Origin of the sequence: Pseudomonas karstica (assembly GCF_009707515.1) — a bacterium.
Taxonomy (GTDB): domain Bacteria; phylum Pseudomonadota; class Gammaproteobacteria; order Pseudomonadales; family Pseudomonadaceae; genus Aquipseudomonas; species Aquipseudomonas karstica.
This window is the reverse complement of the sequence record NZ_WLYI01000005.1, coordinates 112,725-136,586: the sequence shown is the minus strand read 5'-3', so window position 1 is coordinate 136,586 and position 23,862 is coordinate 112,725. Positions and strand designations below refer to the sequence as shown.

Here is a 23,862-nt window from a genome sequence, read left to right as displayed (position 1 = left end):
GATTAGGTAGAACGGCGAACTTTATCACAAGCATCCGGTTTGGCCCGAGCCCAGACCAAAACACTGGCCAGGCCGACCGGTAGCCAGGAGATAAACCATTCGGCCCGAGGCGTACCTGTCAGGTTGGCCGCATCAAACTGCATGGCCAGGAACGCAAACACCCAGAGCCCGATCACGCCCTTGCCATACTGAGTGTCACGCACCTTCCAGGCTTGCCATAACACCCCGAACCACAGCCCGCACCACAGGAGCACACCAGGAACACCCAACTCAATGCCCACGTGGGTGAACAAATTATGGGTGTGGTCAAAGTAGATCTTATCGGCGAACACCTTATAGACCCCACCCACTCCCAGGCCAGTCCAAGGTCGCTCTGTAATCATCTGCAAACTGGCCATGAAAATCTGCGGACGATAAGAAACCCCGCGCGCCAGGACCAGAGGCTCCATCAACCAGAAAATCAGCAGCGCCAACAGCAGCGCCGAGATTGCGACCACCACGCTGCGCCGATCACGACACCAAAAAGGCATCGCCACCAAACTCAGAAGCAACGCGACGGCAGCGCCTCGGCTTTGGCTCAGCACCACAAACAGCCCCAGCAACGCCAGGCCCACGACCCAGACCACCTGCATCCAACGTGCACGGGGCACCCAATGCACCATCCAGACCGCGGCCAGGCCTATGACATAGGCGCCCAGAATCGGATGGGACAACTGGCCCAACCCTTCCAGGCGGGCAGACCAGGAATGACCCACAACACCATAGAACTTGATCATTGCCACCAGTGACGACAAGGCCAGCCCCAGGCAGCCCCATTGCATGACGCGAACGACCCGTTCTGGCCGGGCGTCGGCGAACACCGGGAAGAACAACAAGAAGACACCGATATAGAGCAGTCGCTTGGCCTCGCGGGAAGGATCTTCGGCATTTGTCCACAGCAGGCTGATCAGGCCCCAGACGGCAAGCAACAAGACCATCACACACATCCAGCGCTGTACCCGCCAGACTTCCTTGAGACGCTCACGGGCAGACCAGGCAAAAATCATGGCCGGCAACCAGAGAAAAATCACGAGCCCTTGTTGATAGATTTTATTGGTGGGAGCAAAGGCAATGGCCAATAAAAACCACAGCAATCCCGTGGCCATCCAGACCTGTGCCCAACGACTTGCTTGCATCCACTCGCTCCTTGGTACGGCCAACCTGCCAACCCGGCATGGTTAAAACCCAAACTTTTCGGCATCATTGCTCGCCACAGTGCCCGCGACTTTCACAAGGCTCCCCGACGATGCAATGTTCAAGGCTTGCCCAAGCCACTCTCACCATCATGACTGAAGGCGCCAGAATACTGGAGGCCGACAGCTTCGGCCCTAAAGTCTACCTTCTGACGGATGGCAATATTCTTAAACTGTTTCGCCGCAAACGCCTTTTTTCTTCAGCGCTGTTTCGCCCGTATTCCCAGCGTTTTATCACCAACGCCGCCGGGCTGCATGAACGCGGCATCCCTACGCTGAACGTGCTCGATTTTTATCAATTGCCCACCCCCGGCATGACCGCCGTGCTTTACCAGCCATTGCCGGGCGAAACATTGCGCCAGATTTCCAGCAAGGAGGGCTTTGATTGGCAGGACAACCTTGCCCCGCTGGTTGCATTGATTCGCCGCCTGCACACAGCCGGGATCTATTTCCGGTCGTTGCACCTGGGCAATATCGTCGTGACGCCCGATAACGAGATGGGCCTGATTGACGTGGCTGACATGCGGTTTCTGCATGCTCCCCTGAGCCCGGCGCTGGTCAAGCGCAACCTGCAACACTTTGCACGCTATATTGCCAGAGAGAACCTGAACGAACGCTTTCCAATACAGGCACTGGAACAGGCACTATTGCCTACGTGAAAGCAGGGCCTGGGTGGCTTCAGAGAAGTCCTTCCAGGCCTGGTCCGGCGCCAAGGCGCGAAATTGAGCGGCGGCAATCCTTTCAGCCGAGGCGCCGAGTGCACGGTTGATCGTCTGGCTCCAGGCCCCGACATCCCCAATGGGCGCATACCAGCCGGTGTCCGCCAACTGTTCTCGAAACACGGCCAACTCGCTGACGAGGACGGGAACACCCGCCATTACAGCTTCTTGCAGAATCAGCCCCAACCCTTCATCCGACGAAGGAATGGCTACCCAGTCGAAGGCTCGATAAAGCGTGGCAGCCTCGTGCAAATGGCCCGGGATCGACACCTTGTCGCTCAGGCCCAGATGTTCGATACGCGCCTCAAGCACCGCTCTCTCTGGCCCCTCGCCAACGATCACCAAGCGCAGGTCCGGCTGATCCACCAACGTTGCGGCAAAGGCATCAAGCAGGCAAAGAAAACCCTTGCCGCTCACCAACCGTCCGACAGCGCCCAGCACAGGCGTGGCAAGCGGCAAGCCCAACCAGGATCGCGCTTGCTCGCGAGATAACAGCGCAGTACCAAAGGCCACCGGATTGAAGGCGCTGCGCAGGACAGTCACCGGCACCTGCAAATCATGTTCGACGGAGCGCGCAAGGGTTTGCGAAACAGCCACCAGAGTCAACCGGGAGCTGGGAAACCGGTTGAACAGCTTGTAATCGGCCCGGCGCAGACGCGTGGAGCCATGAAAGACCACCACGGCACGTATACCCGGCAGAGACTTGAGCACAGGCAACAACACTCGCGCAGCCCCTAGACCATCCAGCAACAGCACCTCTACGTCATCCGGCAAAGCTTGCCGAAACCGTGCGCACATCCAGGGCGCCAGCAGCTTCCACAGATGCCGGCCCTTGAGCCGGGCGGATGACAGGTGCCATTCGCGAACCTGACCCACCTTGGTCTTGCACCCGGCAGCGTTGCCTTGAAGAAGCCAGGTATTGACCGACGCACCAGGTTCAGCCAGCCCCAGTATCTGCTGATGAACCTTATGCACCGAAGCAAATGCAGAACCGCCGGCCCACATGACGTTAAGGATACTCATTGAAAAAAATGACCTTCTGAAACGCTCGAGGGAAACCCGTTATGCAAGACTTGAATGAATGTAGGCACCGATGCAAATACCCAACACCAACACCAGCGCCAATTTGATCTGCTCGCGGCGCTTGCGCCGCGCCTTGCGAAGACGTTCGACCGATGTTTCCACATGCAAGCCGAAGCCAGTATGCAAAACAGCGTCCCCCTCGAGCGTCACCGCAGTCAAATTCAATTGTGCATATCGTTGTGACAACGCTTTCTCTCCGCCGTGCCCGTCGTACGGAGCACAAAGTCGATACTCTTTGACACGACGCAACCCCGGGTTAAGCGAGAAAGCCTGCCATTCAGGCTTGTCGGAGATCAGTGGGTAGCAAGGCACCCCACCTATCACTCCCCGCGGCCCAAGGTGAATGTAGGGGCTGTGCACCTTTAAGTCGTAAAGGTAATTGCGCAGCCAGACCTGAAGAATATCGGGACGCAATTCGAGGATTGCCTTGGAGTCCTCCACAAATCCAGGCCGGTAGAACTCCCAGTCGTCTTCGCAGTGGAAGATGTAAGGCGTTTTTACCGCTTCGTAGGCCAGGTCGATGGATGCCAACTGCCCCAGCTTGGGTCGGTTGATAAAAAAGGTACAGTGATCTTGCCAGTGTGCGGGAATAGCCTCGCGCACCGCCTCATCACCAGAGTCCTCAGTAATGAAGACCTCGCGGATATCGGCAGTATTGAACCGATCGAAACTCTCCAGAGTGCGCTTGAGCAAGTCCAGGCGGGCGCAACTGGTAACAACCAACGTAATGTCACTTTGAGTGGAGAAACGCACCTGAATATCATCCCTGGCAAAAGCCGCTGACCTCAGCGGCTCAAAAATCGATATCAAACGCCCAGCTTCAGGCGCACGTTCTCAAGCCAGCTCAACGACGCGCGCGGTCGCAGGGGGGGCTGGAGTGCTTCAACGATTCGCTGACCGATACGACCAAAGCCGAACTGATTGAGAGCAAGCTCATGGCCGTTGCGAGCAATGTCGGCCGCCAGTTGAGGGTTGGCTCTCAAGTCAGCCAGTTTACGTTGCAACTGGGCGATGTCTTGGTACAGCACAACGTTGAACATATCTTTCAGGCCAAGCGCCTGGTTTTCAGCCGCGCCCTGATCATAGGCCAACAAGACACAACCACAGGCCATGGCCTCGAAATTTTTTATCATGTACTCGCCCATGCCGACATCAGCACTGACAAAGAACCGAATCCGGTTGAGCGTAGCGCAATACTCTTCCCCCGACTTGGTTCGCGTCACCACCAAAGGCTCAACCCGAGCCAACTCATCGAGCAGCGCTTTGCGGCCGCTGTAGGCAACGCTGTTGGTACTGCCGACAAACGCTAACTCGATGTCACGCTCGCGCCCTTGCTCCTGCAATAACGCCTGATCGTAGCCCTTGGGCACGAACACGGCGTCAAAACCTTCCTCGCGCAAACGCTCGGCCACCTGGTGGCCCGAGCTGATCACCCGCACCCAAGGCAGGCGACGATAATGAGCACTGAACTTGCCGGTGTATTTGCAAGGAATGTAATTCTGGTAAGCATCGTGCTCGAGAATTACCAGGTTCGGGAGGGTGCGAATAAAACCGACCTGACGAATTTCTTGCTTGAAGCGCAGGAAAAAGACGATGCGGTCATAGCGGGAAACATCGACTTCACGCCGGAAGTAATCCCGCAAGTGACGCTGCTCGTTACTGTCCAGCCACCGCAAATCACACTCGCAATGCTCGGCGACGCCTTCGTACAGTCGGTCCAGAATGGCCCGCTGTTCTTTCTGCACCAGAAATAAAACCTTCATCATTTTCCTTTCGGCACTGAGCGATCCGACAAAAACCCGAAATAACGGTCACTACGGCAAAAACCGCGACCCAACCACCACTCACAAACGCCAGAACAACTCGTGCCGACGCACCGCTTTGCGGAAAAATTCGTTTTCACCGTAAGGCGACTTAGAACGACCTGCCAGCAACCGCTGCAACCATCGCCGTACACGCCGCTTGAACGGGGGCCGCGGCTGCAGGTCATGCATCATGCCGAGCGCCATGGCTTTGTCCTGCTGTTGCTCCAGGGAGAGCGACAGGCAATAAGGTGTGAGCAGCCGTGAGTCGTCGAACAACGGCGGCAAGGTAATGCCTGCACCCGAGTCACCCATGGGCCAACGATCGTTGTCATGCAGATGGTTGGCGTAACCTAGCAGGACTGTCGGCTGCCATTCCAACCCTTGCAACGCTTCAAGTACCGCCTGCTGAGAACAGATGTGATCCGGATGGGGGTCCAAGACCGGATGCGGCAACACAATCACTTCAGGACGCGCCTTGAGCAGCAACGCGCGCAAGTCGGCCAACAAGTTGTTCCAGGTCGGCAGGCCATCGCGATCTGCCGGCAGGGGGAATGGGTTGAACTGGCGAAACGGGCGGATATCCGCAAGATCGGCTTCGCGCGAAGCAATGGGCTGGTCAGGCGTCGCCTGCATCGCCGGCAACTGCAAGCAAAAGTAACCCAACTGCACACAGTGGGCCTCCGGTACGCCAGCCCAACGCGGCACAGCAATACTGTCCCAGGCCCGCAGACGCCCTTTGATTCGAGACGCCTGGGCCCGACTCATGCCCATGTGGCGATAATGTTCGGCCTCGATTTCACCGGCGGTGAGCGTCACAATCCAGGTCTCGACGGCCTGGCTGTACAAGCCGAAGGCGGCCAATTCGGCGTCATCGGCATGCGGGGCGATGACCATCACCCGCTGCGTTTTATAGTCAGGCTGATTCAACGCCCAGAGTGTCGGCGCGCCCTGCAACCGGCAAAACCGTCCGCGCACACGCAACTCACCTGCACCCAGGGCCGGGGCAAGGCCGCTGAGGTTGAGATAACGCAGCCCGTTCACACCTCGTTCAAAAACCTGCCGGTCCGGATTTTCAACGCCCGACAGCTCGACACAAGGGTCGAGAAAGCGTCCCAGCCAGGTACTTTTGACTCGTATGGCCAGCACCAGCGTGACGTCCGGCGCAAGGCCGGACGATGGGTCAATCAACAGCCGCTCACCGTCAAGACAAACCCCGAGTTGTTCGGCGTCGGGCGAGAAGCGGTATTGGTAATCGTCCTTGGGGGAGTAGAACAGATGATCGGCAAACCAGGCCTCATGAGCCACCCAGGCCAGTACCGCCAGCAGCAACGGCAGCCACCAGGCCAGCAGCACACCCACGCCGATCAACAGCAGCAAACCGACCAGCAGGCCAACACGCTTGTTGCGCCGATGACGCTTGAGCAGTATCTGCTTGCGGCTCGGGGGCTGGCTCATACCTTGAACACCGGTACAGGGTTGCACCAACGGTCCTTGTACTCGCGGTCGGCCCGACCGAACGAAAAGCGCAGCGGCTTGCCCAGCGCTCGCGCCTGTTCCCAGGCGCTTTGCGTATTGAGGAAACTCAATACGCTGCCTGGGCTGAACTCACGGGTGTGTGGGTCGACACCGCCATTGACATATTCGACGCTGATCCAGTGCGCCGACTCGACACGATAGACCAACTGAATCGCGATCGGGGCATCGTTGAGGAAAATCACCGAGCCAATCAACAACTCGCGCAACAGCTCGATGACCTCGGCCATTCGCTCGGCACCGGTGGCCGGGAAACCCCATCGGCGCTGGAACAAGTCGCAGTAGATTGCCGACAGCTCCTGGCTGGAAAACTCGTCCACCGCCCGCACGACACCGCCCGCCTCTTCCAGCAAACGCAATTCGCGACGTTGGTTATAGCGAAACTTCTTCGACAGATCTTCAGGCGTACGCGCCATGGCCAACTGCTCGGCCTGAGGCACAAGACCGGCAAAGCGGCCCTCGTTCAGCGCCGACAAATAACGTGCACGGTGTCGCAGAGGCGCCTGGGTGTCTGCAGCGGCCGGCAAAATCAGCTCGGCATTGCCCAGGTCAAACAAGCCCTTCTTGCCATGGCGCTTGAGCACATCCTTGGACAAGGCCAGGTCCCGCCCCCAGGTGGCAATGGAGGCCTTGAGTTCGCCGCCCTGCTCCCAGGCCAGGTAACGCACCGCAATATTGGCCAACTGCGCCAGGCGCTCGACCACCAGCGGGTGAGTCGCAACACTGCCGCCAAAACGCTGCCAGGCCTCGTTGTAGGTAGGCGCGTCAACGACGGACCAGCCCCGTTCGCGCCAGCCTTGGAATCGGTTGAGCATCAGGTCCTCGCGGCCAGTTCGGTAACTTGAGGCAAGCCCCAGAAGGTGTCGCACACGGCCCGGTCCGAGAAACGCTCATGCAAACGCTCCTGCATCATCTCGGCACATTGCACACGCTGGCCACGGTCCATGGCCGCCAGGTGCAGCAGGCCCCGGGCCAGGTGTTCGGCATCTCCAAAGGGAAACAGAATGCCCACGCCCTCGACCACTTCCCGCGCCCCACCACACGCGGTCGCCAGCAATGGCACACCAGCGGCCATGGCCTCCAGCAGCACCATGCCAAAAGGCTCGTGATCTGAGCTCAGGGCAAAAGCGTCGAAAGCCCGGAAATAACGACGCGCATCCGGCACCTGGCCGAGAAACAACACGCGCTCGGCGATACCCAACTCGCGGGCCAGTTCCTTGAGATCCTGCTCCAGGCGCCCGGTACCCAGGATCGCCAGGCGGCTCTCGGCCGGCAAGCGCGGCAATGCCAGGGCAAAGCCCTTGAGCAACGTGGCCTGGTCCTTGTCCGGGTGCAAGCGGCCGACATGACCGACCACCCACTCATCCGGCGACAGCCCCAAGGCATCACGCGCCTCATCGAACGGTACCTGGATAGCCTGCAAGGCCTCGACATCAATGCGGTTGTACAGGGTTTGGATCCGCGCTGCCGGCCATGCCGGCAAACAACGACGCATGTCATCGCGCACCGCATCGGAAACGCCGAGCAGGCTCAGGCGCTTGCGAAAAACCGTCGCGAACAGCCGACGGCTACGGCGCTGGTAGTCACCAAACGCATGGTGCACACCGATCACCGGCAGCCGGGTGCCCAGCAGGGCAATGTAAATCGGCTTGAAGCGGTGAGCGATACAGAAGCTGAAGTTGCGCGAAGCGGCGATCTTGCGCAGCTCATTGATGGCCGCCAGCTTGAGGCCACGAATGGCCTTCGAGCTGTATTCCATGAACAACACCTCGTCAGATCCGCAGCCCGCTGCCACCTCGGAGTCGGCAACCCCGGTGAGAAACACCGTGGTCACCTTGTAGCCCGAGCCTGCGAACAAACTGGCGTACTGCCGTGCACAGTCCAGGAACGGCCCGTCATAGCCGTGGCAGAATTGCAGGACGTGACGATCAGCCGAGCGAGTCATAAGGGTCCACGCCGTCCTTGACCACCAGGATGTCTTCCATGATCAGGTACTGCAGGTCGGAACCGAAGAACATATCCAGCGCATCGGTCGGCGAGCAGATCATCGCCTCGCCACGACGATTGAGTGAAGTGTTCAAGGACACACCATTGCCGGTCAGCACTTCCAACTCTTTCATCATGTCGTAGTAGCGCGGGTTGTATTCGCGCTTGAGTACCTGGGCGCGGGAGGTGCCATCTTCATGGACCACTTCCGGCACACGGGTTTTCCATTCTTCCGACACTTCAAAGGTGAAGGTCATGAACGGCGCTGGGTGATCGACCTTGATCATCTGTGGCGCGACGGTGTCGAGCATCGACGGGCAGAAAGGCCTCCAGCGCTCGCGGAACTTGATCTGGTGGTTGATGCGGTCTGCCACGCCGGTGGCGCTCGGGCAACCGATGATCGAACGACCGCCCAACGCACGCGGACCAAACTCCATGCGGCCCTGGAACCAGGCCACCGGGTTGCCATCGACCATGATCTTGGCGATGCGCTGCGGAGTGTTTTCAATCTGGCGCCACTTAGGCTTGCTCGGGTGCTTGGCGCAGGCGGCAATCACGTCCTCGTTGCTGTAGGACGGGCCGAGATAGACGTGTTCCATCTTCTCTACCGGTACGCCACGAGCATGGGACACGTAGGCAGCCGCACCGACAGCGGTGCCGGCATCGCCGGACGCCGGCTGCACGAACAGCTCCTTGACGTCATCGCGGGCAATGATTTTCTGGTTCAGCTTGACGTTCAACGCACAGCCACCGGCGAAAGCCAGCTTGCCAGTGTCCTTGAGGATATCGCCCAGGTAATGGTCGATCATCTGCAACGCCAGCTTCTCGAACAGCGCCTGCATGCTCGCCGCGTAGTGGATATAGGGCTCGTCGGCGATGTCGCCTTCACGTTTCGGGCCCAGCCACTCGATCAGTTTTGGCGAGAAGTAGAAGCCTTTGCCCTTCTCTTTGTAGCGGCGCAGGCCGATGACGTTGGCGTAATCAGTGTTGATCACCAATTCGCCGTTTTCAAAGGAGGCCAGGCGCGAGAAATCGTACTTGCTGGCATCGCCATAAGGCGCCATGCCCATGACCTTGAACTCACCGTCGAGCATCTCGAAACCGAGGAACTCGGTGATCGCGCCATACAGGCCACCCAAAGAGTCCGGATCGTAGAATTCCTTGATCTTGTGGATCTTGCCGTTCTCGCCATAGCCGAAAAAGGTGGTGGCGTACTCGCCCTTGCCGTCGATCCCGAGGATCGCGGTCTTCTCCTGGAAGCCCGAGCAGTGGTAGGCGCTGGAGGCGTGGGCCAGGTGGTGCTCAACCGGCTCGATCTTGATTTTCTTCGGGTCAAAACCCAGTTGTTCCAGGCACCAGACGATCTTGTTGCGATAGCGCTTGTAGCGACGGTTACCCATCAGGATCGCGTCGAGGGCACGGTCCGGGGCATACCAGTAACGCTTGGCGTAGTGCCAGCGCGCCTCACCGAACAAGCTGATAGGCGCGAAGGGAATCGCTACCACATCAACGTCGGAAGGCTTGATGCCGGCTTGTTCCAGGCAGAACTTCGCCGATTCGTAGGGCATGCGGTTCTTTGCATGTTTGTCGCGTACGAAGCGCTCTTCTTCGGCGGCCGCGATCAGCTTGCCGTCGATATACAAGGCTGCGGAAGGATCATGGCTAAGGGCGCCGGACAGGCCAAGAATCGTCAATGCCACAGGGGTCTAGCCTCTTTTAGTCTGCATGCAGGCGCTTACGGCCTGAAAATATTGTGCTCCCCGCCTGGGCGAGAAACAGCTAAAGGGCGGGATTATAGCTTAAAAGCAGTGGTAAGCCTCTAGCCTCTAGCCGCAAGGTGAAGCGAAGATGCTGGCCGCTAATGGAAGATCTCAATACTGCCGTCCTTGTTCTGACGGTAGATCGTGATCGACTCAACCCCCTTTGTCAGTGGGCACAAAGCAGTGCAGCGCCTGGAGGGCCAATATCATTGCTAACGAGATGCCCCGGCCTTGGAATACGGACCCGCACTGGGAAGCGGACATTCGGCTGGGCAGAGGCCATTGGACGGGAACCTTTCTGACCAACAACACCACACAGAGTTACCCGGCCGACGGTACTGGTATATGGAGTATGGCGGACTGGGTTTTAATTTTAGCTGAAGGAGTGTTGTATGTTTCCACCTTTACTGCCACAAACCATAGTGTCGACGCCTGGAATGGAAAATGGTCTGGGTCAAGTCTCGATGAGCGATAAACCGAGCAACGATGACGATAACTTCGAGAAGAACAGCCAGTTCAACGACAACGGTAAAATCACCAGCACCCACACCTACGATAAAAGCTATTTCAATCAGAACAGCGAGTTCAACGACCATACGGTCTACTTTTAAAGCAGTAACGTTTCGCTTATGTCTTCCCGGCCAAGCCCGCACATAATTCATTGAGCGCGCTTCATTAAAGCGAGAGATCGTTCGGGTGTGTCGCCCTGTGGCGAGAGGGCCTCCCCTCGCCACAACAAGCTCGCCCGCCCAATTCAGACCGCGCCGCCGATCTCCTTGGGCAACCGCTGGTCAATCACCTGATACAACGCACTGCCCTGCGGCCAGTTGCGCATGAATCGCGCCCGGTCTTTTGCATACGCCGGAGCGAAGCTGCCGAGGCTGGCGTGTTGGCACATCGAGTCCAGATCAATCAGCGCCCAACGGTCCTCATGCCAGAACAGGTTGTGCCCCTTGAAGTCCCCATGACTGATGCGCTCGTCAATCAGCTCGGCGAACAGGTGATCCAGTGCCAGCAACTCGACCTCAGGCGCTTCACCGCTTTCAACATACGGCGCAAAGCGCTCGATGATGTCCGGGCCAGGCAAGTATTCGGTGACCAGATAGGCCTGGCTGCGCAGCCAGAAACAACGCTTTTCCAGCAGCGCCAGCGGCTTGGGAGTTGCAATACCGAGGAAGGCCAGGCGATTGCCCTCACGCCAGGAATGCCAGGCGCGGCTAGGTCGCCAGAAGCGCTTGAGCCAATGGGCAAAACCTTTGATGTTATAGCGCTTGATCACTAGCGGCCGGCCGGCAACTTCGACCTTGGCCACACTGGCGGCCCCGCCAGTCTTGTACACGTGCCCCTGGTCCAGCAGGGTATCGGCCTGCTCAAGCACCGCCAGCATCGCCGCCTCTTCCTCGCGACGAATCGCGCGCAAGGCGAAGGGACCACGCAGCACACTGAACAGCGTGCATTCACGCCCCACCTTGCCGAGGAAATCTCTCAGGCGCCAGGCGCTGACTTTTCGCACCTGCTTTTGCAGGGCTTCCAGCGGCAAGGCATGTTCGCCGTTGCTGAGCAGGTAATGCACCAGCAACTCTTCAGTGTACGGCTCGAATTTTTTCGGCAATTGAGCGAAAAACACCCCGAGGTTTTCCAACACCCGGTTGCGTGACAGCGGCTTACCTGCCTGTTCGGCATGAATCCCGGCACCATCGATCAAATACAGCTTGCCGTCCTGACGCAGCAGGTTGTCCAGGTGCAAGTCTTCCTGCCACAACCCTTTGGCGTGCATTTGGCCAATGGCCGTCAATGCCTGGGCCAGGACTGCTTGCTGCTCATCCGCCAACGGTGTCAAGGACTCCACGGCGTGCCAGGCGTCAGCCAGGCTGTGCGCTGCGTCCAGAAACTCGAACAACAGCCAACCGCCCTCACCTTCGCTCAAGCCATCGGCCAGCAACTGAGGGGTCTTCAGACCTTGTTCAGCCAGTAGCCGAACGCCTTGCAACTCACGCTGAAAATGCCGAGCCGCCTTGCTACCCACCAACAACTTGGCCAGCACCGGACGCCCGCGCCACACCGCTGCCCCCACATAGCGCTGCCCCGGCAATACTCGCAATAGGCTCAGCAGTTGCAGTTGAGCAGGCCCGGCGGCATCGGCCAGCTCCACATTCAAGGGCAGGCCGGGGGTGCGACCGGCACTTTTCAGCTCGGACAAACGCATCAATGCGCCTCCTTGTGATTGCGGCGGGCGACCAGGCGCTGGTTCCAGGCCGCGATCAACGAACTGTCTTCAGGCTGGTCGATATACGCCGCCAAAAATTGCCGAACCTGCTCGCCGGACCATTGCGGGGCGCGACGCAGCAACGGCTCCAGGTCCCTGACCCGGTCCCGCCAACCGAATATCAGCGGACGGGTTTTTTCCAGGTCGATCAACTGCGCCACAAACCCATTGCCCGAAGCCTTGAGAAAAATATGCTTGGGATAAAAACAGCCATGGACCTGGCCTACGCTGTGCACCTGACGTGCCAGTTGACCGCAGGCACGCAGGATCTGCCGGTGCTCGGCGTCGCTCAGGAGCGACCATTGCTCCAGCAGCGAATCCAGGTCACTCCAACCGTCCAGAGCGCGGGTCAGCAGGATCGCGCGGTGCTCACCACCCACTTTGCGCTCACCAAAAAACGCCGCCTGCAACGCCGGGATCGCCAGTTGCCGATAACGGCTGATATTGCGAAATTCGCGAGAAAACGTTGGTTCGCCAAACGGGCGATGCAACGTGCGCGTCAGGTAGTTGCTCTGGCGCTTGAGGTAGTAGCCATGGCCTTCAATCTGCAAACGAAACACGCTGCTCCAGCCATCACCACTGGTGTTCGGCTCGTCCACCGCCTCCAGTTGCTTGGCCCACAAAGTGTCAAAGGTAGCGAGGCCGTTGCGTTCCAACAGAGCGCGGTCTTCGGCCGCCAGGAAGTCACTCATTCGCGCCCCTCAAAAAACTTCACCACGTGACGAATTCGCTGTTTATCCGATGCGCTCAAGCGCGGGCGCTGACGATATTGCAAATAAAACCGCAGGCGCTGGGTAGCAGACAAGTGATATTTGGCGACCTTGTCCAGGCAGGCCAAGTCCTTGGTGATGCGATACTTGAGCCAGAACCCGCGCCAGAAAGCACCGTTGGGGCAGTCGATCAGATACAGGACACGCTGCCGGTCGACCAGTAAGTTGCGCCACTTCAAGTCGTTATGGGTGAAGCGCTGGTCGTGCATTGTCCGGGTGTATTCGGCGAGCTGGCGGCTGATCTTGTCGACCCAGGCCGGATCGGACAGGCACGGATCATTGCGTTCGGCCAAGGCACTCAAATCTTCAGTGCAGGGCAACTCACGGGTAATCATCGCTCCGCGGTCGTAGGCCATGCCCTTGCGCTCCAGGCCCCAGGCAACCACTTCGGCTGTAGGAATACCCCACTTGGCGAAGCGCTTGAGGTTCTGCCACTCGGACTTGACCCGGGGCCTGCCCAGGTAACGGCGCAAGCCTTTGCCGGCACCGACGTAACGCTTGACGTAATAATTGACCCCACCACGCTCGACACGAATGACTTCGGACAGTGGGTCTTGTGTCACCTGCTCGCCTTGCAGGGCAAACACGGCTTCGAGACTACCAAAATCGTCCGCCAGCGCGGCATAGGCAGGCTCCAGATTCCAACCTGCCATCAGAGCGCATCCCCGTAGCGCTGCTTGCGTTCATACAACTTTTGCGCCTTACCCTGCAGCCATGCAATCAAGGCACTTTCCTGCGCCAGGATCTGACGCAACGGCTGCTGGAAATAGCCCTTGAGGAAGCGCAATTTGTCGCGGCGAGTCAGCCCGATGTCCAGCGCCGAAAAATACAACGCCGCCAAGTCCTTGTTACGCCAGCGCTGGCTGATGGCTGGCCGGGTCTGGGCGCGATGCAGGTCGATCACCGACAGCTTGAAATCATCGGCTGTCACCGGCTTATCGGTATGCAGCAGGAAATGACAAATGTAGCAGTCGCGATGATTGACCCCGGCGCGGTGCATCATGCCGGTCATGCGGGCCACTTCGGCAATCAGCGCGCGCTTGAGGCGTGGCTCTGGCGGCTGCTTGAGCCAATCGATGCTGAAGTCTTCCAGGCTGACCGTCGGCGCCAGTTCCTGGGTAACGATGAAGGAATGCTGGTCGGCCGGATTGCTGCCACGCTCGCCATAGGCAACGGCGGTCATGGTCGGCACACCGACTTCTTGCAGGCGTTGAATGGCCTGCCACTCCTGGCCCGCGCCCAATACCGGCAGCTTGGCAGTCAGCAGGTTCTTGAAGATTTCGCCCCAACCGATGCCACGGTGGATTTTCACAAAGAAACCGTGGCCGCCCACCTCGGTGCGCAAGGTGCGACGGGCTTCCAGCTCACGGTAAACCTCACCGTCCAACAACTCGACTTCGGCGAACGCATCGCGTCCAGCCCAAAGAGTCTTGAACGGCTCGGCAAGAATCAACTTCATCAGTGCTGCTCCGCCAGAATCACATCCGCAGCGTGCTGCGGCATGCTATAGAGGTCGGCCGTCTCGGCGAAGGCCAGACCATTACGGCTCCAGGCCGCGCGCTGTTGCGTGTCGTTGAGCGTCCGTGCCAGGTATTGATTGAGCTGGACCTGCTCAAAAGGTTCGTCCAGCACCAGGCCGCTGTCGGCCTCGGCAATGTAATGGGCGTAACCACACACCGCTGTAACCAGCACCGGCAGCCCGGCCACCAAGGCTTCGAGCAGCACAGTCCCGGTATTTTCGTTGTAGGCCGGGTGAATCAGCAAGTCGGCACCCAGCAAGAAACGCGGGATATCGCTGCGCCCCTTGAGGAACTGCACGTTATCGCCGAGCCCCAGGGTAGCACTCTGCAATTGGAATACCTTGGGGTCATCCTGGCCAATTACAAACAGTCGAGTGCGTTTTTTCAGTTCCGATGGCAATGCCGCCAGTGCCTTGATGCTGCGGTCCACGCCCTTGGTCTTGAAGCCTGAACCGATTTGCACCAGCAGCAGGTCGTCCTCGCCGAGGTTGAATTCCTCACGAAACCCGGCACGAATCTGTGCCGCGTTGGGCGGTGCCCGGCGGTCCTGGGCGATACCTGGTGGCAACAAGTGGAAGCGCTCCAGCGGCGTGTCGTAATGCTTGATAAACAACGGCTGCTGGACTTCGGAAATCATCAACACTTCAGTCTTGGCATTCCTGGCGAATACCGCACGCTCGTATTCGGCAAAGTGCCGGTAGCGGCCAAAGCTGCGGTACAGCGAATGGCGCAGGTTTTGCGCCTTGTCTTCGAAGCAACCGTCCGCCGCATAGTACACATCCAGGCCCGGCATCTTGTTGAAACCGATCAAGCGATCCACCGGACGCTTGGCCAGGTCGGCTTCCATCCACGCTGTCAGCTTCTCATTGCGCCGATGATTGAAGAACGCCTTCACCGGCGCCACCAGCACTTCAAACCCCGGCGGCACCTCGCCTTCCCAGATCAGGGTGTAGACCCGGATCTGATGGCCACGCTGCTGGCATTCCAGGGCAATGCGCATGAAATCGCGCTGCAGGCCACCAAAGGGGAAATACTTGTAGAGAACAAAAGCCAATTGCATCAGCGCAGCTCCTCAGCCAGTAACAACGTGCTCAATCGGCTCGCGACACGCTCAGGGTTCAGGCGAGTGAAGCACAGGGGCCACTCGCGCTTGATATCAAACCGGCGCAGGTCGTCAGCGCTCGGTTGATAGGTGCATTTCTTTTGCAGGCACGGCGCGCAGGGAAAGTCGCTGGCCAGGTGAATCTGGGCCTTGCCATAGGCGCCCGTCAGGCCGGGGTTGGTGGGGCCGAACAAGGAAATCGTCGGCACGTCCAAGGCGGCTGCCAGGTGGCCGAGCCCCGTGTCCACAGCCACGCAAGCCTTGGCCCCGGCCAGCACCCGCGCCACACCCGCCAGGTTCAGCTTGGGCAGCACTTCAGCGTTTTCCAGGCCTTGGGCAAGCCGTTCGGCACGAGCTTTTTCAGCGGCATTGCCCCAAGGCAACTTCACGTCGACACCCAGCCGGTCCATGCGCTCGGCCAGGTCACGCCAGTAGGTTTCCGGCCAGTGCTTGGTGTCCCAGGTAGTGCCGTGGAGCAGCAACACAAAAGGTTTTTTCGGTGGCAAACCCAGCAGCTTGTCGACGTTCAGGCCATAATCCCCCAGGCCTTTGGGCAAGTCATAACCGAGGGCAACGGCAAACAGTTGGCGCAAACGCTCCACCGCGTGTTGCCCGCGGGCCACCGCCAAGCGCCGGGAATAAAAGCGCGCCGCCAGCGGTTCGCGAGCCGACTGCTTGTCGAAACCAGCCACCGGAGCGCGAACGTAACGGGTCAGCCAAGCACTTTTCAGCAGGCCTTGGGCATCGATCACCAGATCGTACTTGGTTGACTGGATACGCTGTTTGAAGCGCCGCCACTCGCCACTCTTGAAGGTCTGCCAGAGGTTCTTGCGCCAGCGACGGATGGCCACCGGGATCACTTTATCTACCGCCGGGTGCCAAGTGGGAATTTCGGCAAAACCTTCTTCCACTACCCAGTCAAAGCGAATCCCGGGGATCGCCCGCGCCGCGTCGGTCAAGGCCGGTAAGGCATGAATCACGTCGCCCAGGGATGAGGTCTTGATTACCAGTACCCGCAACTTAACGAACCTCGACCACAGAGCCCTGCAACCGCTGCAAGGCATCGGCCACAGGTGCGGGCAACAATTGGCGCAAACAGTTGTAATGGCCAAAACGGCAAGTGCGATCAAAGCACGGGCTGCAATCCAGGCCCAGGCGCACCACTTCGACTTTGTCGGCCAATGGCGGAGTAAAACCTGGAGAGGTCGAACCATACACCGCCACCAGCGGGCGATTCAGCGCAGCAGCCACATGCATCAGGCCGGAGTCGTTGGATACCACCGAATCGGCACAGGACAGCAGGTCAATGGCCTCGGCCAGGGAGGTGTCGCCGCTGAGGTTGACCGCTTCTTCGCGCAGCCCCGGGATCAGGCGCTGACGAATGTCTTCACCCACTGAGTGATCGTTTTTCGAGCCGAACAACCAGACTTGCCAGCCTTCACGGATCTTCATCTCCGCGACCGCCGCGTAATGTTCCGACGGCCAGCGCTTGGACTCGCCAAACTCGGCACCCGGGCACAGCGCCAACACCGGTCGGTCAAGGACCAGGCCGAACTTGGCCAGGGCCGTGTCACGGCTGGCGGGGTCGATTTGCAGGCTCGGGCGCGGATAAGGCGTAGGCAATTCGGCACCCGGCGCATAAGCCAAGGCCATGAAACGCTCAATCATCAGCGGGTAGCGAGCCTTGTCCAGCTTGCGCACGTCGTTGAGCAAACCGTAGCGGAACTCGCCGCGCCAGCCGGTACGCTTGGCAATACCGGCAAAAAACGGTACCAGCGCCGACTTCATCGAGTTGGGCAACAAGATCGCCTGATCGTACTGACCGGCCAGGGACTTGCCGATACGTCGACGAGTCGCCAGCTCCAGCGCCCCATGGCCGAGCGGAAAACTCAGTGCCTTGCGCACTTGGGGCATGCGCTCGAGGATCGGCCGGCTCCACTCGGGGGCGAGCACGTCGATTTGGCAGTCGGGATGACGCTGTTTCAGGCACTGGAACAGTGTCTGTGCCATCACCATGTCACCGACCCAACTGGGCCCAACGATCAGAATATTCATGTAGTTTCCACAAACGATACGGGGAGGCTCATGCCTCCCCGCCTTAATAGTGTTTCAGCTTAACCCCAGTTCATGCCAGATTCGCTGCACCTGGCGCCGTTCGTCAGCGAACTGGTCCCCGGCAACCGTCCCGGCCTCGTTCTGCAAGGCCTGGCGGTGAGCCGCGGAACGGTAGGCCTTATACACCTCGCGCAACAGGTGGGCATCGGCGGTGGGCATCAGCCCGACCTGCTCCAGGCCTTCCAGGATGCGGATATTATCGGTGTAGCGCAGCAACGATGGATGGTGCACAGACCACGCCAAAGCCGCGTATTGCACCATAAATTCAATATCGACGATACCTCCGGCGTCCTGCTTGAGATCGAAGGAGGCCGTGGCTTCGAAGGCATTGGCCGCGGTACCGGCCGTGGTGGACTTGGTTCCCAGGTTGTCGCGCATCTTGGCGCGCATCTCGCTGACCTCCTGGCGCAGCTTGGCCAGGTCCTGTTCGCGGCCCAGCACGCTGGCCCGCACTTGCTCGAACGCGCGCCCCACCTCTTGGCTGCCCACCAGTACTCGCGCCCGCACCAGAGCTTGATGTTCCCACGTCCAGGCCTCGTTTTCCTGATAACGGGCAAACGCCCCCAGGGAGCTCACCAACAAACCGGATGCGCCCGAGGGCCGCAGGCGCATATCTACTTCATACAGCTGCCCGGAGTTGGTCTGGGTGGTCAGCAGGTGAATGATCCGCTGGCCCAGGCGCGTAAAAAACTGCGCCCCGTCGATAGGTTTGGCGCCATCGGTTTCGGCTTGCGGATCGCCGTCATGGATAAACACCAGGTCCAGGTCAGAACCATGACCCAACTCGATTCCGCCGACTTTCCCATAACCGACAATGATGAACCCTGGATTGCACAGGGTGCCGTCGACCCGTTGTGGCGTACCGTGGCGCGCGACGGTCTGGCGCCAGGCCAGGGCCAGCACTTGCTCGAGGATCGCCTCGGCGAGCCAGGTCAGGTAGTCGCTGACCTTCATCAGCGCCAGGCTGCCGGCAATTTCCGAGGCCGCGACACGCAGTCGGTGCGCCAGCTTGAAGTGACGCAGCGCCTCCATCTGCTGCTCAAGGTCATCTTCGGGAATCCGCGTCAGGCGCTCGCGCAACTCGGCCGCCAGCTCCGGCGCCAGGGGCGGCTTGAACAGGCGGCCTTCGTTGAGCAATTCATCCAGCAACAGCGGGAAACGCGTGATCTGCTCGGCTATCCACGGGCTCGCGGCGCACAGGGTCAACAACCGGCGCAGGGCGTCGGGGTTCTCCGTCAGTAGCACCAGGTAGGCAGAGCGCCGCGCCACAGCCTCCACCAGTGGCAATACGCGCTCCAACACCAGATCGGGGTTGGCATGCTCGACCGCCTGGGCCAGCAAGCGCGGGATAAACGCATCCAGCCGCTCACGCCCCAGACGCTGCATGGCCCGTAATTGCGGACTGCCACGCAGGCCGGCCAGGGTTTTCAAGGCTTTGGGGGCATCGATAAAGCCGCCTTCCTGCAGTTGTCGACAAGCGGCTTCTTCATCCTGGGACTCTTCCCACAATGGCAACCACTCGCCGCCGACCACCAGTTCGCTTTCTTCGCCCTCGTCTTCATCAGGATCGGCAATCACCTGGCGAAAGTGCCAGTCCACCCGGCCACGCCAGTACATCAGGCGTTCATGGAACGCCGTCCAGTCCGGAAAACCCATCATGAAGGCAATCCGTGCCTGATCTTCAGCGCTGTGTGGAAGCATTTGCGTCTGGCGGTCGGCAATCGCCTGGATCGCGTGTTCGGTATAACGCAAAAATTCGTAGCCGCTGCGTAGCTCGGCGATCACCGCCGCCGGCAGATAGCCCTGTCCTTCCAGCGTGCCAAGCACCTTTAGCAGCGAACGTTGCTGCAGGCTCAAATCGCGACCGCCGTGAATCAGTTGGAATGCCTGGGCAATAAACTCCACCTCGCGAATGCCACCAGAACCCAGCTTGATGTTCTCGGCCATGCCCTTGCGCCGCACCTCCTGCTGAATCAGTTGCTTCATCGTGCGCAACGCTTCGATGGCAGAAAAGTCCAGGTAACGCCGGTAGACGAACGGCCTGAGCATGTCGAGCAATTGCGCGCCGGCCAACTGATCGCCAGCCACCACTCGCGCCTTGATCATGGCGTAGCGTTCCCAGTCGCGCCCCTGATCCTGATAGTACTGCTCCAGCGCATTAAAACTGAGTACCAGTGCACCGGCCGAGCCATAAGGCCGCAGGCGCATGTCGACACGGAACACAAAACCGTCGACGGTCATCGGATCCAGGGCCTTGATCAGCCGCTGTCCCAGGCGAATGAAGAACTCCTGGTTATCCAGGGAACGCTTGACGCCCACGGTTTCGCCGCCTTCAGGGTAGGCGAAGATCAGGTCGATGTCCGAGGACAGGTTCAACTCCACCGCGCCCAGCTTGCCCATGCCGAGGATGACCATCTGCTGCGGTTCGCCACTGCGGCGCCCGGTCGGCGTGCCGAATTGCACGCAATGGCGCTGGTACAGCCATTGATAGGCCTGGTCGATGCAGGCATCGGCCATGTCCGACAGGTCGCGACAGGTCTGGACCAGGTCCGCTTGTCGGGTCAGGTCGCGCCAGATAATCCGCACTTGTAGCCGGGTGCGCTGGCGGCGCAGGACGCGGCCCAGTTCATCTTCTGTTTCTGCTTGTTGCACTGCGGCGGCAATCTGCCCGCACAGCTCATCAGGCACAAAGCTGCGATCCAGTTCGCCCCAGGCCACCAGCTCGAGCAACATCAAAGGGTCACGAACACTCTGTTCAATGACGAAATCACTGGCAGCGCAGACCCGGGCGAAGTCGGCCCAGCGTTGCAGCGTCCACTCAGAAAGGCCATTATCACCCTCCAATCTGGCCGCCGCGTCACGAAATGACTGCTCGGCCCGCTTGGCAAATGGCAGGAGAACGGCCGGCAGTTCAGCCAGTATTGGAAGGCTCATGGTCTATCCTTAATCGGCGCGTAAATGGCCTGTTGCTGTGAACGCCAGAACCATGCTCGGTAAAGGACTGTCGAACAAAAGTTATAAATAGCTGAAAAATTACAATTTTTGGCAGGAAACATTAAAACTCCACCTTTTCTTGTTCGCAAAAGATCAACAATAACGATTATGCTCACCAGCCAGACCGAGCAACTACCTCGCTCTTGTGTAGTTTTACTACTCGTATATACATTCGAAAGGCTGAAATGGCCGACGATTTGTAGTAAAACTACAGGACGCCGGAACAATCTCCGGCCATCCAAGAATTTATGTCGTCTGCCCACAAGGCCAGTCGCAAACTCAGGCAACCGATTCTGGTAGCCTTTCCGCCCTGGAGCAAGCCATGCAAGACCTCGATCCCGTCGAAACCCAGGAATGGCTGGACGCCCTGGAATCGGTTCTCGACAAAGAAGGCGAAGACCGTGCTCACTACCTGATGACCCGTATGGGCGAACTCGCGACCCGCAGCGGCTCGCAACTGCCCTACGCCATCACCACGCCATACCGCAACACCATCCCAGTTACCCACGAAGCACGCATGCCTGGCGACCTGTTCATGGAACGCCGCATTCGCTCGCTGGTACGCTGGAACGCGATGGCAATGGTCATGCGCACGAACTTGAAAGATTCTGACCTGGGCGGTCACATCTCCAGCTTCGCCTCCAGCGCAACCCTGTATGACATTGGCTTCAACTACTTCTTCCAGGCCCCGACCGAAGAGCACGGCGGCGACCTGATCTACTTCCAGGGCCACACCTCGCCAGGCGTCTACGCCCGTGCGTTCATGGAAGGCCGCATCACCGAAGACCAGATGAACAACTTCCGCCAGGAAGTCGACGGCCAGGGCCTCTCGTCCTACCCGCACCCTTGGCTGATGCCTGATTTCTGGCAGTTCCCGACCGTATCCATGGGTCTGGGCCCAATCCAGGCGATCTACCAGGCACGTTTCATGAAGTACCTGGAAGCCCGTGGCTTCATCCCTGAAGGCAAGCAGAAAGTCTGGTGCTTCCTGGGCGACGGCGAGTGCGACGAGCCCGAATCCCTGGGCGCGATCTCGCTGGCTGGCCGCGAGAAGCTCGACAACCTGATCTTCGTCATCAACTGCAACCTGCAGCGCCTCGACGGCCCGGTTCGCGGCAACGGCAAGATCATCCAGGAACTCGAAGGCGTATTCCGCGGTGCTCAGTGGAACGTGACCAAAGTCATCTGGGGCCGTTTCTGGGACCCACTGCTGGCCAAGGACGTCGACGGTATCCTGCAGCGCCGGATGGATGAAGTCATCGACGGCGAGTACCAGAACTACAAGGCCAAAGACGGCGCGTTCGTGCGTGAACACTTCTTCAACTCGCCGGAACTCAAGGCGATGGTTGCAGACCTGTCCGACGACGAGATCTGGAAACTCAACCGTGGCGGCCACGACCCGTACAAGGTCTACGCGGCGTACCACGAAGCGGTCAACCACAAAGAACAACCGACTGTCATCCTGGCCAAGACCATCAAAGGTTATGGCACCGGTGCCGGCGAAGCGAAAAACACTGCGCACAACACCAAGAAAGTCGATGTCGACAGCCTGAAGTTGTTCCGCGATCGCTTCGACATCCCGGTCAAGGACGAAGAGCTGGAAAACCTGCCGTTCTTCAAGCCTGAGCCAAACAGCGCCGAAGCCCGTTACCTGAGTGAGCGTCGCACCGCACTGGGCGGTTTCGTGCCTCAGCGTCGCGCCAAGAGCAGCAGCATCCCGACACCGCCACTCGATACCCTCAAGGCTATCCTGGACGGCTCGGGCGACCGTGAAATCTCCACCACCATGGCCTTCGTGCGGATCCTCGCGCAACTGGTCAAGGACAAGGAAATCGGCTCGCGTATCGTTCCGATCATCCCGGACGAAGCCCGTACCTTCGGTATGGAAGGCATGTTCCGCCAGTTGGGCATCTACTCCTCCGTCGGCCAGCTCTACGATCCGGTCGATAAAGACCAGGTGATGTTCTACAAGGAAGACAAGAAGGGCCAGATCCTCGAAGAAGGCATCAACGAAGCGGGCGCCATGAGCTCCTTCATCGCTGCCGGTACCTCGTACTCCAGCCATAACCAGCCGATGCTGCCGTTCTACATCTTCTACTCGATGTTCGGCTTCCAGCGTATCGGCGACCTGGCCTGGGCTGCCGGCGACAGCCGTACCCGTGGTTTCCTGATCGGCGGTACCGCCGGGCGGACCACGTTGAACGGCGAAGGCCTGCAACACGAAGACGGTCACAGCCACATCCTGGCTGCCACCATCCCGAACTGCCGCACCTTTGATCCAACCTACGGCTATGAGCTGGCGGTGATCATCCAGGACGGCATGAAGAAGATGACCGAAGAGCAGCAGGACGTTTTCTACTACATCACCGTGATGAACGAGTCTTACCAGCAGCCAGCCATGCCGGCCGGCGTGGAAGAGGGCATCATCAAGGGCATGTACCTGCTCGAAGAAGACACCAAGGAAGCGGCACACCACGTACAACTGATGGGCTCCGGCACCATCCTGCGCGAAGTGCGTGAAGCGGCGAAGATCCTGCGTGAAGAGTTCAACATCGGTGCTGACGTATGGAGCGTTACCAGCTTCAACGAACTGCGTCGCGACGGCCTGGCCGTGGAGCGCAGCAACCGCCTGCACCCGGGCCAGAAGCCTGCGCTGAGCTACGTCGAAGAGTGCCTGACGGGTCGTAAGGGTCCGGTTATCGCCTCCACCGACTACATGAAACTGTTTGCTGAACAAATTCGTCAGTGGGTCCCGTCCAAGGAATTCAAAGTCCTGGGCACCGATGGTTTCGGCCGCAGTGACAGCCGCAAGAAGCTGCGTCACTTCTTCGAAGTAGACCGTCACTTCGTGGTGTTGGCAGCCCTGGAAGCCTTGGCTGACCGCGGTGATATCGAACCCAAGGTGGTGGCCGAGGCTATCGTCAAGTTCGGGATCAACCCGGAAAAACGCAACCCACTGGACTGCTGAGGAGTTTTT

At 59.3% G+C, this 23,862-nt stretch carries 19 protein-coding genes; 3 read left to right on the top strand and 16 right to left on the bottom strand.

The annotated features are described in order from the left end of the window. Nucleotides 1-2: 2 nt before the first annotated feature. The gene (locus tag GIR22_RS05670; RefSeq protein ID WP_154742376.1) at nucleotides 3-1,175 is read right to left on the bottom strand and encodes an O-antigen ligase family protein; all 1,173 of its coding nucleotides are present in this window, start codon (nucleotides 1,173-1,175) and stop codon (nucleotides 3-5) included. Between the two features lie 110 nt (nucleotides 1,176-1,285). Between GIR22_RS05670 and GIR22_RS05665 the strand changes: the two genes are divergently transcribed. Then, entirely contained in the window at nucleotides 1,286-1,891 is a 606-nt protein-coding gene (locus GIR22_RS05665; protein ID WP_154742375.1) for a BUD32 family EKC/KEOPS complex subunit, read from the top strand. Here GIR22_RS05665 and GIR22_RS05660 read toward each other — a convergent pair. The 7 genes from GIR22_RS05660 to GIR22_RS05630 form a co-directional block, all read right to left on the bottom strand. After that, the gene (locus tag GIR22_RS05660) at nucleotides 1,877-2,974 is read right to left on the bottom strand and encodes a glycosyltransferase family 4 protein (protein WP_154742374.1); all 1,098 of its coding nucleotides are present in this window, start codon (nucleotides 2,972-2,974) and stop codon (nucleotides 1,877-1,879) included. The genes GIR22_RS05665 and GIR22_RS05660 overlap by 15 nt on opposite strands. A gap of 39 nt (nucleotides 2,975-3,013) precedes the next feature. Next, complete coding sequence (locus GIR22_RS05655) at nucleotides 3,014-3,787, bottom strand: glycosyltransferase family protein (RefSeq protein WP_178122107.1); 774 nt, start codon at nucleotides 3,785-3,787, stop codon at nucleotides 3,014-3,016. Nucleotides 3,788-3,840: 53 nt separating this feature from the next. After that, nucleotides 3,841-4,797, bottom strand: a complete 957-nt coding sequence (locus GIR22_RS05650; protein WP_154742373.1) for a glycosyltransferase family protein — start codon at nucleotides 4,795-4,797, stop codon at nucleotides 3,841-3,843. An 81-nt stretch (nucleotides 4,798-4,878) separates the two neighbouring features. Further along, nucleotides 4,879-6,294: a PIG-L deacetylase family protein gene (locus tag GIR22_RS05645; protein WP_154742372.1), complete on the bottom strand. Its 1,416-nt coding sequence runs from the start codon at nucleotides 6,292-6,294 to the stop codon at nucleotides 4,879-4,881. Then, nucleotides 6,291-7,187 (bottom strand): antimicrobial resistance protein Mig-14, encoded by an 897-nt coding sequence (locus GIR22_RS05640; RefSeq protein WP_154742371.1) that lies wholly within the window; start codon nucleotides 7,185-7,187, stop codon nucleotides 6,291-6,293. The genes GIR22_RS05645 and GIR22_RS05640 overlap by 4 nt, the downstream gene beginning before the upstream one ends. Continuing rightward, complete coding sequence (locus GIR22_RS05635; RefSeq protein WP_154742370.1) at nucleotides 7,187-8,317, bottom strand: glycosyltransferase; 1,131 nt, start codon at nucleotides 8,315-8,317, stop codon at nucleotides 7,187-7,189. Before GIR22_RS05635 ends, GIR22_RS05640 begins: the two co-directional genes overlap by 1 nt. Further along, nucleotides 8,301-10,058, bottom strand: coding sequence for a carbamoyltransferase C-terminal domain-containing protein (locus tag GIR22_RS05630; protein WP_178122106.1), 1,758 nt, complete (start codon nucleotides 10,056-10,058; stop codon nucleotides 8,301-8,303). The genes GIR22_RS05635 and GIR22_RS05630 overlap by 17 nt, the downstream gene beginning before the upstream one ends. 452 nt (nucleotides 10,059-10,510) lie before the next feature. Here GIR22_RS05630 and GIR22_RS05625 point away from each other — a divergent pair, with 452 nt between their 5' ends. After that, complete coding sequence (locus tag GIR22_RS05625; protein WP_154742369.1) at nucleotides 10,511-10,729, top strand: hypothetical protein; 219 nt, start codon at nucleotides 10,511-10,513, stop codon at nucleotides 10,727-10,729. A 143-nt stretch (nucleotides 10,730-10,872) separates the two neighbouring features. On the opposite strand, the gene GIR22_RS05620 is transcribed toward GIR22_RS05625, so the two are convergent. From GIR22_RS05620 to glnE, 8 genes are read right to left on the bottom strand one after another with little or no spacing between them, the layout of a single operon-like run. After that, on the bottom strand, nucleotides 10,873-12,324 hold the full coding sequence (locus GIR22_RS05620) for a lipopolysaccharide kinase InaA family protein (protein ID WP_154742368.1): 1,452 nt from the start codon (nucleotides 12,322-12,324) through the stop codon (nucleotides 10,873-10,875). Continuing rightward, a complete protein-coding gene (locus tag GIR22_RS05615) occupies nucleotides 12,324-13,076 on the bottom strand; it encodes a lipopolysaccharide kinase InaA family protein (protein WP_154742367.1) in 753 nt (250 codons plus the stop codon). The genes GIR22_RS05620 and GIR22_RS05615 overlap by 1 nt, the downstream gene beginning before the upstream one ends. After that, nucleotides 13,073-13,807, bottom strand: coding sequence for a lipopolysaccharide kinase InaA family protein (locus tag GIR22_RS05610; protein ID WP_154742366.1), 735 nt, complete (start codon nucleotides 13,805-13,807; stop codon nucleotides 13,073-13,075). The genes GIR22_RS05615 and GIR22_RS05610 overlap by 4 nt, the downstream gene beginning before the upstream one ends. Continuing rightward, the gene (gene rfaP / locus GIR22_RS05605) at nucleotides 13,807-14,613 is read right to left on the bottom strand and encodes a lipopolysaccharide core heptose(I) kinase RfaP (protein WP_154742365.1); all 807 of its coding nucleotides are present in this window, start codon (nucleotides 14,611-14,613) and stop codon (nucleotides 13,807-13,809) included. Before rfaP ends, GIR22_RS05610 begins: the two co-directional genes overlap by 1 nt. Beyond that, nucleotides 14,613-15,734, bottom strand: a complete 1,122-nt coding sequence (locus GIR22_RS05600; RefSeq protein ID WP_154742364.1) for a glycosyltransferase family 4 protein — start codon at nucleotides 15,732-15,734, stop codon at nucleotides 14,613-14,615. Before GIR22_RS05600 ends, rfaP begins: the two co-directional genes overlap by 1 nt. Then, the gene (waaC, locus tag GIR22_RS05595) at nucleotides 15,734-16,795 is read right to left on the bottom strand and encodes a lipopolysaccharide heptosyltransferase I (RefSeq protein WP_154742363.1); all 1,062 of its coding nucleotides are present in this window, start codon (nucleotides 16,793-16,795) and stop codon (nucleotides 15,734-15,736) included. Before waaC ends, GIR22_RS05600 begins: the two co-directional genes overlap by 1 nt. A 1-nt stretch (nucleotide 16,796) precedes the next feature. Next, nucleotides 16,797-17,831, bottom strand: coding sequence for a lipopolysaccharide heptosyltransferase II (gene waaF, locus GIR22_RS05590; RefSeq protein WP_154742362.1), 1,035 nt, complete (start codon nucleotides 17,829-17,831; stop codon nucleotides 16,797-16,799). A gap of 54 nt (nucleotides 17,832-17,885) precedes the next feature. Further along, the gene (gene glnE / locus GIR22_RS05585) at nucleotides 17,886-20,825 is read right to left on the bottom strand and encodes a bifunctional [glutamate--ammonia ligase]-adenylyl-L-tyrosine phosphorylase/[glutamate--ammonia-ligase] adenylyltransferase (RefSeq protein WP_154742361.1); all 2,940 of its coding nucleotides are present in this window, start codon (nucleotides 20,823-20,825) and stop codon (nucleotides 17,886-17,888) included. Between the two features lie 382 nt (nucleotides 20,826-21,207). Here glnE and aceE point away from each other — a divergent pair, with 382 nt between their 5' ends. Continuing rightward, nucleotides 21,208-23,853, top strand: coding sequence for a pyruvate dehydrogenase (acetyl-transferring), homodimeric type (aceE, locus tag GIR22_RS05580; protein ID WP_154742360.1), 2,646 nt, complete (start codon nucleotides 21,208-21,210; stop codon nucleotides 23,851-23,853). The last annotated feature ends 9 nt before the right edge of the window (nucleotides 23,854-23,862 follow it).